At 72.2% G+C, this 10,492-nt stretch carries 6 protein-coding genes; 4 read left to right on the top strand and 2 right to left on the bottom strand.

Annotated features, from left to right (window positions below; translation table 11 throughout):
- Positions 1-149: 149 nt before the first annotated feature.
- On the bottom strand, positions 150-752 hold the full coding sequence (locus FNQ90_RS04590) for a biotin transporter BioY (protein WP_182605086.1): 603 nt from the start codon (positions 750-752) through the stop codon (positions 150-152).
- A gap of 330 nt (positions 753-1,082) precedes the next feature.
- On the opposite strand from FNQ90_RS04590, the gene FNQ90_RS04585 reads away from it, so the two are divergent.
- Positions 1,083-1,724 (top strand): superoxide dismutase, encoded by a 642-nt coding sequence (locus tag FNQ90_RS04585; protein WP_143620600.1) that lies wholly within the window; start codon positions 1,083-1,085, stop codon positions 1,722-1,724.
- A gap of 163 nt (positions 1,725-1,887) precedes the next feature.
- Here FNQ90_RS04585 and FNQ90_RS04580 read toward each other — a convergent pair whose 3' ends face one another.
- Complete coding sequence (locus FNQ90_RS04580; RefSeq protein ID WP_182605085.1) at positions 1,888-2,583, bottom strand: mycothiol-dependent nitroreductase Rv2466c family protein; 696 nt, start codon at positions 2,581-2,583, stop codon at positions 1,888-1,890.
- A 194-nt stretch (positions 2,584-2,777) separates the two neighbouring features.
- On the opposite strand from FNQ90_RS04580, the gene pepN reads away from it, so the two are divergent.
- The 3 genes from pepN (at position 2,778) to FNQ90_RS04565 (ending at position 10,382) form a co-directional block, all read left to right on the top strand.
- Positions 2,778-5,438, top strand: coding sequence for an aminopeptidase N (gene pepN / locus FNQ90_RS04575; protein ID WP_182605084.1), 2,661 nt, complete (start codon positions 2,778-2,780; stop codon positions 5,436-5,438).
- A gap of 234 nt (positions 5,439-5,672) precedes the next feature.
- Positions 5,673-6,881 carry a hypothetical protein gene (locus FNQ90_RS04570; RefSeq protein ID WP_182605083.1) on the top strand — a complete coding sequence of 403 codons (1,209 nt, stop codon included), beginning with the start codon at positions 5,673-5,675 and terminating at the stop codon, positions 6,879-6,881.
- A 177-nt stretch (positions 6,882-7,058) separates the two neighbouring features.
- A complete protein-coding gene (locus FNQ90_RS04565; protein ID WP_182605082.1) occupies positions 7,059-10,382 on the top strand; it encodes a S8 family serine peptidase in 3,324 nt (1,107 codons plus the stop codon).
- The last annotated feature ends 110 nt before the right edge of the window (positions 10,383-10,492 follow it).

Raw genomic sequence — 10,492 nt, 5'->3', positions numbered from 1 at the left:
GCGTCGGAGCAACGGGCCCGGGGGCTCCCGGGGCGTGACCGACATTCACCCCTTCGGAGGAGCGCCACGGGGAGCGTTCGAAAAGATGTGCCGGTGTGCCCGACCCGACCGGAGACGGTCGGGTCGGGCACACCGGGCCGGCGGGGAGGTCAGTCCGCGCGCCGGCCGACCAGGCGCCACACCAGGGGCAGTGCCCCCATGGCCAGCGCGGCCTTGATCGCGTCACCGATCAGGAAGGGCACCATGCCGACCGCCATGGCCTGCCCGATCCCCATGCCGGTGGCCAGGGCGAGGTAGGGGACGCCCAGGGCGTAGATGATCACGGTGCCCACGGCCATGGTCCCGGCGGTGCGCCACACGGTGCGGTCACCGCCGCGCCGGGCCAGGGCTCCGACGGCGGCGGCGGCCAGGGCGAAGCCGAGGATGTAGCCGAAGGTGGGCATGCCCCAACCGGAGGCCCCCTCCGCGAACCAGGGCATGCCCGCCATGCCGACCAGCGCGTAGAGCAGCAGGGAGGCGAAGGCGCGCAGCGGGCCGAGCGAGACGCCCACCAGCAGGACGGCGAAGGTCTGGCCGCTGACCGGGACCGGCGAGCCCGGCACCGGCAGGGCGAACTGGGCGGCGACACCGGTCAGCGCGGCACCCCCGGTGACGAGGGCGATGTCGCGAACCCGGGCGCGGGCGACGGTACCGGCGGGCAGCACGTCGGCGAGGACGGCGCCCGGCCTGAGGTGGGCGGCGGCGGTGCTCATGGGGTCTCCACGGGAGGGGATGGACGTGCGGGCACGGCCGGACCCGGTGACCTGTCGGCCCCGGTCACGGCCTCCCCGACGCTAACCGAGGAGTGGCCCCGGGCCGGCGTGAGTTTGGCGACAAAACCGCGCCGTCTCCCTTGTCGGACCCCCCGGATCCCGTCGGTCCCGGTGTCGTCGCCGACCCGGTGGAGGCGCGGCACCCCGGGATGCCGCTGCCCGGACGAAGAGTTGCTGCTAGCCTGCTTTTGCAAGTCAGTCGCAAAAAGAGGACCGCGCAGGGCCCGCGCGGGTCGACCAGGGCACCCACGCCGTCGAAGGGCACCGGACATGGCCGTCTACTCACTCCCCGAGCTCCCGTACGACTACGCCGCGCTGGAGCCGGTGATCACCGGGGAGATCATCGAGCTGCACCACGACAAGCACCACGCGGCGTACGTGAAGGGGGCGAACGACACCCTGGAGCAGCTGGAGGAGGCCCGCGACAAGGAGCAGTGGGCGGGGATCAACGGCCTGGAGAAGAACCTGGCCTTCCACCTGTCCGGGCACATCCTGCACTCCATCTACTGGCGCAACATGTCCGGAGACGGCGGCGGCGAGCCGCTGGAGAAGGACGGCACCGGTGAGCTGGCCGACGCCATCGCCGAGTCCTTCGGCTCCTTCGCCCGTTTCAAGGCGCAGCTCTCCAAGGCCGCCGCCACCACCCAGGGGTCGGGCTGGGGCGTGCTGGCGTACGAGCCGGTGAGCGGTCGGCTGATCGTGGAGCAGGTCTACGACCACCAGGGCAACGTCGGCCAGGGCTCGGTGCCGATCCTGGTCTTCGACGCCTGGGAGCACGCCTTCTACCTGCAGTACCGCAACCAGAAGGTGGACTTCGTCGAGGCGATGTGGCGGGTGGTGAACTGGCAGGACGTGGCGGCCCGGTACACCGCCGCCCGCGAGCGCGCCGGCACCCTGCTGCTCGCCCCCTGAGGCGCCGCCCCGGGCCGGTGCGGTTACCGGCCCACCCGAACCCCTTGCTCGTGTGATCGTCTTCTCACCGCTCACCGGGCAGGTGGAGACGGACGGGGGCCCGCGCGGTCGTGACGCGCGGGCCCCCGTCCCGTCGTGGACCGCTCGGCCCCCCGGGCGCGGTTCAGTCGATCCGGGGCCGTTCGGTCCGGGACCGCTTGAGTTCGTAGAAGCCGGGGGTGCCGGCCACCAGGAGCACACCGTCCCACAGCCGCCCCGCCGCCTCGCCCCGGGGCATCGGGGTGACCACCGGGCCGAAGAAGGCCACGGGTTCGCCCTCCGGGCCGGGTACCGCGATCACCGGGGTGCCCACGTCCTGTCCGACCAGCCCGATGCCCCGGTCGTGTGAGGCGCGCACCTCCTCGTCGCGGTCGGTGGAGTCCGCCTCGTCGGCGAGTTCGACCGGGAGCCCGGCCGCCTTCAACGCCTCCCGGACGGTGTCCCGGTCCAGCTTCCGGCCCTCACCGTGGCGTCGGTTCCCCAACTCGGTGTAGAGCCGGTCCAGCGCCTCCGGGCCGTGGTCGGCGGCGACCGCGACGCACACCCGCACCGGGCCCGGGGCCTCCCGCAGGCTCCGGCGGTAATCCTCCGACAGTTCCTCGAGCCGGTCCTCGTTGAGGACGGCCAGGCTCATGACGTTCCAGCGCACCCGCACCGGGCGCACGGTCTCGACCTGCTTCATCCAACGCGAGGTCACCCATGCCCAGGGACAGGCGGGGTCGAACCAGAAGTCCGCCGTCACCGGCTCACCCTCCCCGGGACCGACCCCGCTCGTGCCCCCGAGGGATGCCTCGGTCTCCCATCCCGTCACCGGATCCATGCGTCGCTCCTCGCCCCGGGCCGTGCCGTGATATGCCCTGAGGGGGGTTTCTACCCCATCGAGCCGGGAGCACCGTGGACCCGATTCCCCCCTGCGGGGTTTCCACGGCCCGTGGGATGCTGGCCGGACGTTCGCCGGCCCTCATCCCCCACCCGGCGAGCCACCAGCCGAGAAGACCGAAGAGGAGTGGGCCCGTGCCCGGAGAGAACCTGACCCGTGAGGAGGCCCGCGAGCGGGCCGGGCTGATCGATGTCGACGGCTACACGGTGTCACTCGACCTGCGGTCGGCGACGGCGCCGGCCCCGGCCTCCGGACCGCGGACCTTCCGCTCCACCACCACCGTCCGGTTCCGCTGCTCGGAGCCGGGCGCCTCCTCCTTCATCGACCTGATCGCGCCGGAGGTTTTGTCGGTCACCCTGAACGGCGACTCCCTGCCGGTGGACCGGATCTTCGACGGGGCCCGGATCGCCCTGCCCGCCCTGTCGGCGGTCAACGAACTGGTGGTGGACGCCCGGTGCGCCTACAGCCGCACCGGTGAGGGCCTGCACCACTTCGTGGATCCGGAGGACGGCGAGACCTACCTCTACACCCAGTACGAGCCCGCCGACGCGCGGCGGGTGATGGCCTGCTTCGAACAGCCCGACCTCAAGGCACCCTTCGAGATGCGGGTGACCGCTCCCGCGCACTGGACGGTGCTGGCCAACGCCGAGGAGGTGGGTGAGCCGCGCCCCTGCGACAACGGCGCCGCCTCCACCCGGGTCTTCGCCCCCACCCCGCCGATCTCCACCTACATCACCGCCGTGGTCGCCGGTCCGTACCACGTGGAGCGCGACCGGTACAGCCGTCGGCTGCCGGACGGTTCCACCCTGGAGATCCCCCTGGCCGCCCTGTGCCGCAAGGGCCTGGCCCGGCACTTCGACGCCCCGGAGATCTTCGACCTCACCAAGCGGGGGCTGGACTTCTTCCACGAGCACTTCGACTTCCCCTACCCCTTCGGCAAGTACGACCAGGCGTTCGTGCCGGAGTACAACATCGGGGCGATGGAGAACCCGGGGTTGGTGACCTTCCGGGAGGAGTACGTCTTCCGGGGCCGCACCACCCGGGCCGCCTACCAGGGTCGCGCCAACACCCTGCTCCACGAGATGGCGCACATGTGGTTCGGCGACCTGGTCACCATGGAGTGGTGGGACGACCTGTGGCTCAAGGAGTCGTTCGCCGACTTCATGGGCGCCTTCTCGCTGGTGAAGGCGACCCGCTTCACCGAGGGGTGGATCACCTTCGCCAACCGGCGCAAGGCGTGGGCCTACCGGGCGGACCAGTTGCCCTCCACCCACCCCGTCACCGCCGACATCCGCGACCTGCAGGACGCCAAGCTCAACTTCGACGGCATCACCTACGCCAAGGGCGCCTCGGTGCTCAAGCAGTTGGTCGCCTACGTGGGCGAGGACGCCTTCATGGAGGGCGCGCGCCGCTACTTCCGACGCCATGCCTGGGGCAACACCACCCTGGAGGACCTGCTGGCGGTGCTGGAGGAGACCTCCGGCCGGAACATGGGCGAATGGGCGAAGGCGTGGTTGCAGACGGCCGGGGTGAACGTCCTGACGCCGCAGTTGACCTGTGACGCGGCGGGACGGGTGACCGAGCTGGCGGTGGTTCAGGAGGCGCCGGAGCCGCCCCGGTTGCCGGCCGGCTCGATGGACGACCCGGGGGCGCCCGGTGGGGCGCCGGCGGCGGTGCTGCGCCCGCACCGGGTGGCGATCGGGCTGTACCGGCGGGACCCGGCGACCGGGACGCTGAGCCGGTACGCGCAGACCCTCACCGACGTGACGGGGGCGCGCACGGTGGTGCCGGAACTGGTGGGGGCCGAGCGACCGGATCTGGTGCTGGTCAACGACGACGACCTGACGTACTGCAAGTCCCGCTTCGACGATGCCTCGTTGGCCACGCTCCGCGAGCACCTGGGTTCCATCGCCGATCCGCTGGCGCGGGCGCTGTGCTGGTCCGCCCTGTGGAACCTGACCCGGGACGGGCTGATGCCCGCCGGGGACTTCCTGGATCTGGTGCGCCGGGCGGCCGGGGCGGAGACCGAGATCGGCGTGTTGCAGATGGTGCTGGCGTGGGCCGGGACGGCGCTGACCCGCTTCACCGCGCCGGATGACCGTCCGGCCCGGGAGTCGGCGATCGCCGAGGCGGCGCTGCGGGAGCTGCGGCTGGCCCCGCCCGGCAGCGACCACCAGTTGGCCTGGGCGCGCTTCCTGTCGGAGACGGCGGTGGACGAGCAGCACCTGGTGCTGCTGGAGCGGCTGCTGGACGGGGCCGCCCGGATCGACGGCCTGTCGGTGGACCAGGAACTGCGCTGGACGCTGCTGCTGTCCCTGGCGTCCCGGGGGCGGGTGGACGAGGAGCGGCTGAACCGGGAGCTGGAGCGGGACGACACCGCCTCCGGGCGCAGGCACCACGTGCGTTGCCTGGCGGCCCGGCCGACGCCGGAGGTCAAGGCCCGGGCGTGGGCGGACGTGATGGAGTCCGACCGGCTGTCGAACGCCCTGATCGAGGCGACCATCGACGGCTTCGGCCGCGGGGACCGCGTCGATCTGCTCGCGCCCTACACCGGACCGTACTTCGCCGCGCTGGAGCGGATCTGGGCGGAACGTTCGATCGAGATCGGCATGGCGGTGGTGCGGGGGCTGTTCCCGGCGGCGCAGGGGGACCGGGCCACCCTGGAGGCCACGGACGGGTGGCTGCGGGAGCACCCCGACGCGGCGCCGGCCCTGCGACGACTGGTGTTGGAGTCACGGGACGACCTGGCGCGGGCGCTGCGGGCCCGCGAGTGTGAGGCGCGCACGGCGGGATGAGCGCCCCCGGGGCGGGTTCACGCCCCGGTGACACTCCTTCACACCCCCTACGGGCCCGGGGTTGCTCGCGGAGCGGAGCGACCTCGGGCCCAAGCTCACACTCCCCGTGACCAGCAAGAGTGGAAAGCCCTGCGACTCCCGCACGCGCGTTCCCCCACCGTGGAGCCCCGGGAGGAACGCATCGGGGAGCCCCGGGAGGTTCGACGGGGGTGCGGGAGCGGGCATCCCGGCGGCATGAGCGCCATGCACCACGACGGGACCCTCCCGCACCCCCGGTTCGACGGCGACCCGCGCGTCCCCCACCAGGCGGGGCGTCCGCCGCTCCCGGTGACCCGACGGTCGCCCGCCGCGCGCCCGCCCACCGCGACCGGACGGCCCCGGGGGACGGAGCCACTGACCGTCGCCGATCTGCGGGCCCGGGGCATCGGACGCGCGGAGGCCGCCCGGCGCTGCCGGCCCGGCGGACCGTGGCAGATGCCCTTCCCCGGCGTCCATGTGCCGCACTCCGGACCGATCGACCACCCCGAACGGCTGAGGGCGGCGCTGCGGTGGGCCGGCGGCCGACCGGGGGAGGTGCTGTTCGGCGGGCTCACCGCGCTGGAACTGCACGACCCCGAGCCGCTCGCCGGCCACGCGGAGCACGACCCCCGATCCGCCCCTCCCCCGCCGATCACCCTGGTGGTGTCGCACACCCGACGGCTGCGCGCGCCCGCCGGCGTGCTGCTCCTGCGCACCCGGCACCTCCCCCGGCCGGTGTGGATCGACGGCCTGCCGGTGGTGCCCGTGGCCCGGGCGGTCGCGGACGCCGTGGCACCGGGGCCGGGCGGGGCGGACGGGGACCCGGCGGCGGTACGGGCCCTGATGACGGCGGCCCTGATCGGGGGTCACTGCACGGCGCGCGAGCTGGCCCGGGAGGTGGAGCGGTTCCCCCGGGACCGGCGGCGCGGCCCGGCCCGGGCCCTGGAGGAGTCCTGCGCGGCCGCCCGGGCGTTCGCGCAGGACTCGTTGCGGGAGGTGGTGCGGGCCGTGGTGGGCGCCCCGCCCCGGGAGGACCCCTCGGCCGCCGCGGGGGACGCCCCGATCGCCGAGCCGCTGTGGAACGTGGAGCTGCGAGCGGCCGGTGAGGCCCCGGCCGCGGTGGACGCCCACTGGCCCGGGGAGGGCGTGGCCCTCGTCCTGGACACCCGGGAGTGCTCGACGGGAACCGCCCTCCTCCCCGAGACGTCACACACTCCGAGGTGTTCACCCCTCACCGAGGCGGAGGAGACGGCCGGTTACACGCGACGACGGGAAGCCCTGGAACGGTCCGGGGTGACGGTGGTGCACCTGACGCCACGGGGGTTGCGGGAGGCGCCGGACCTTCAGGCGGTGGTCATCCGGACCGCGTTGACCGACGCGCTCGACCGGCCGCCCGGGCGGTATGTGACGGTATTGCCGCGCTGATCGACCGGCCGGCCGATTTCCGCCACTCCCAAGAGTGGTGTTTGATCCGCTTTTTTCGGGTAGTCCACACCATTTGCCTGGCAGCTATTCGTCAACTTCTCCACGAGCACACACAAGTGAAGATCATTTACGTATGATTACCGACCATCCTGTCCCGGATACCGAACAAGGATGGTCATGACGAGCACCCCATCGTTCATATCCGCTGCCCCACCGGCGGTCGGGAGACTCACCCGGGTCGCCCTGACCGCCGGTGTCGTGGTTGCGCTCGCGGCCACCGGCGTCACTCCCGCACTGGCCGTCGAGGAGACCCCCGACCCGGTGCCGGCGAAGCCGCTGGAGGAGAAGTTCAGCACCGCCGACGCGGCGAAGCTCGAGGAGGCCAAGCTCAGCGGGGAGCCCCGGGTCACGCTGCTCATCGCGGCCGAGCCGGGCAACACCGAGGAGGTCACGCGCGACCTGGAGACGATCAGCGGTGCCTCCGTCGGGTTCACCGACGACTCCGTGGGGTACGTCAGGGCCACCGTCCCGACCGATCGGGCCGATTCCCTGGTGGACCGCGCGGTCAAGAATTCCTCCGTCCACGCGATCGACCTCAACGAGGAAATCCGCCTCCCCGACCCCGAGCCCGAGGGCGGCGGCAAGGGCGGAAAGGGCGGCCCCGGAAAGGGCGGGGGCACCACGTATCCGGGTCCCGACGCCTCGACCCCGAACGTCAACCCCTACCAGCCCTCCCACGAGATCGGCACCGTCGACTTCATCAAGAAGAACCGGACGGCCGACGGTCGCGGCATCACCATCGGTGTCCTGGACACCGGCATCGACGTGGTCCACCCGGCACTGCAGGAGACCACGACCGGCGAGCGCAAGATCGTCGACGTGGTGACCGCCACCGACCCGATCATCGACAACGACCAGACCTGGCGTCCGATGGTCACCGAGGTCTCCGGCGGGACCTTCACCTACTCCGGCCGCGAGTACACCGCCCCCGAGGGCGACTACTACATCAGCCTCTTCCGCGAGTCCGCCACCATCGGCGGCGAGATGGGCGGGGACCTGAACCGGGACGGCAGCACCGACGGCGTCTGGGCCCTGCTGTACGACCCGGAGGCCGGAACCGTCACCGTCGACCTGGACAACGACGGCGACTTCACCAACGACACCCCGATGCGTCCCTACCAGGAGAACTTCGACATCGGGTTCTTCGGCGAGGACAACCCCGACACCGCCATCGCCGAGGCGATCGCCTTCGTCGTCGAGATCCGCGAGGACGTTCCCATGGACCCCTACGGGGGCGAGTGGATCGGACAGACCCGGGACTTCGTCAACATCGGCGTGCCGAGCGACCGGCACGGCACCCACGTCGCCGGCATCACCGCCGCCAACGGCCTGTTCGGCGGGAAGATGACCGGCGCCGCCCCCGGCGCGAAGATCGTCTCCTCCCGGGCCTGCAACTGGGGCGGCGGCTGCACCGCCACCGCCCTGACCGAGGGCATGATCGACCTGGTGGTCAACCGGGGCGTGGACATCGTCAACATGTCCATCGGCGGACTGCCGGCGCTCAACGACGGCAACAACGCCCGGGCCCGGCTCTACACCGAGCTGATCGACACCCACGGCGTCCAGCTGGTCATCTCCGCCGGCAACAGCGGTCCCGGCATGAACACCATCGGTGACCCGTCCCTGGCCGACAAGGTCGTCTCGGTGGGCGCCGGTGTCTCCAAGGAGACCTGGGCGGCCAACTACGGCTCGATCGTGAAGACGCCGTACAACCTCTTCCCGTTCTCCTCGCGCGGCCCGCGTGCCGACGGCGGCTTCAAGCCCGACATCGTCGGCCCCGGTGCCTCCATCAACACCACCCTCACCTGGATGCCCGGCTCCGGGGTGCCCGACGCCGGCTACGACCTGCCGCCCGGCTACGGCATGCTGAACGGCACCTCGATGTCCTCCCCGCAGGTGGCCGGCGCCTCGGCGCTGCTGCTGTCGGCGGCGAAGCAGCGCGGTTTCGACGTCTCCCCCGCCGACCTGCGGCACGCCCTGGCCTCCTCCGCGAAGCCGATCAAGGGCATCCAGGCGTACGAGCAGGGCTCCGGCCTGATGGACACCGTCGGTGCCTGGAAGTACCTCGCCCGGGCCACCACCCCGTACGAGTACACCGTCTCCGCGCCGGTCAGCCACGCGCTCTCGGAGTACCTGGCCGAGCCGCACACCGGCACCGGCATCTACGACCGTGACACCGGTCCGGCCAAGGGGAAGACCAAGGTCTACGACATCACCCTGACCCGGACCACCGGCCCGGACCGCACCCTGACCCACCACCTGCGGGTCTCCAACGACGCCACCAAGGCGTTCAAGGTGCGCGGCGGCGCCGCGGTGAGGCTGCCCCTGAACAAGCCGGTGACCGTTCGGGTCGAGGTCAAGCCGAGGTCCACCGGCGCGCACAGCGCCGTCCTCGCCCTGAGCGACACCCGCACCGGTGGCGTCGTCCACCAGACCCTGGCCACGGTGATCGTGCCGGAGGAGCTGAACTCCCCCGACTTCTCCTTCACCACCTCCGGGAAGGTCCAGCGCAACGAGCCGCTGCACCACTTCGTCCGCGTCCCCGAGGGCACCAGCACCATGGAGGTCGCCATGAGCGGCCTGCTGGATGGCAGCCAGAGCCGCTGGCTGGCCGTCAGCCCGTGGGGCCTGCCGGTCGACAACACCGCGGTGTTCTCCTGCTACAACAACCTGGACGACCCCCGCAACACCTGCCGTCCCGACGTCCGCGCCTACGACAACCCGATGCCGGGTGTCTGGGAGCTGACCGTGGACGCCCGCCGCACCTCCCCGATGCTCGACAACCCGTACACCCTCGAGGTCAACGCCCTGGGCGCGGTCTTCGACCCGGCGGTGCGGACCGTCGAGCAGGCGGGCGTCGGTGAGCCCGTCGAGGTCTCCTGGGAGGTCACCAACGAGTTCGCCGGCATCACCGGCTCGCTGGAGGGCGGCCCGCTCGGTTCCGCCCGCAGCGAGCGTCCCACCATCGGTAACGACGAGTACGCGATCGTCAACACCGTGGAGATCGGGGAGGGCGTCTCCCTCTTCGAAGCGGTGATCGGTTCGCCGAGCGACGCCTCCGCCGACCTGGACCTGTACGTCTACCGGGACGGCACCCTGGTGGGCAGCGGCACCACCGGCGACTCCGAGGAACTGGTGCGGCTCGTCGCCCCGCGGCCGGGGACCTACGTGATCGAGGTGCACGGCTGGTCCGTGCCCGCCGGGACCACGGAGTACGACTACCGGGACGTCTACTACAGCGACGGCCTGGGCTCCGTGACCGTGGCGGAGGACGTGACGGTGGAACTGCCCGCGGGTGGCACCACCGCCGTGGAGGCCTCCGTGGTCGCCGACGCCCCCGCCCCGGCCGGCCGTGAGCTGTTCGGCACCGTCTCGCTGGTCAACGAGCGCGGCACCGCCGCCGGTACCGGCAGCGTCGTCGTGCTGGAGGTCGTGGAGTGAGCCCGGGGTGACGGGGTGACGGGACGGACGCCGGTCCTCCGCTCGCCCGGTCCCCCACCGCACCACACCATCGCGTGACACGACGGGCGGGCGCCCCCGAAGGGGGTGCC

The organism is Streptomyces alkaliphilus (assembly GCF_014141535.1).
GTDB lineage: Bacteria > Actinomycetota > Actinomycetes > Streptomycetales > Streptomycetaceae > Streptomyces > Streptomyces alkaliphilus.
This window is presented reverse-complemented; position numbering and strand designations above follow the sequence as displayed.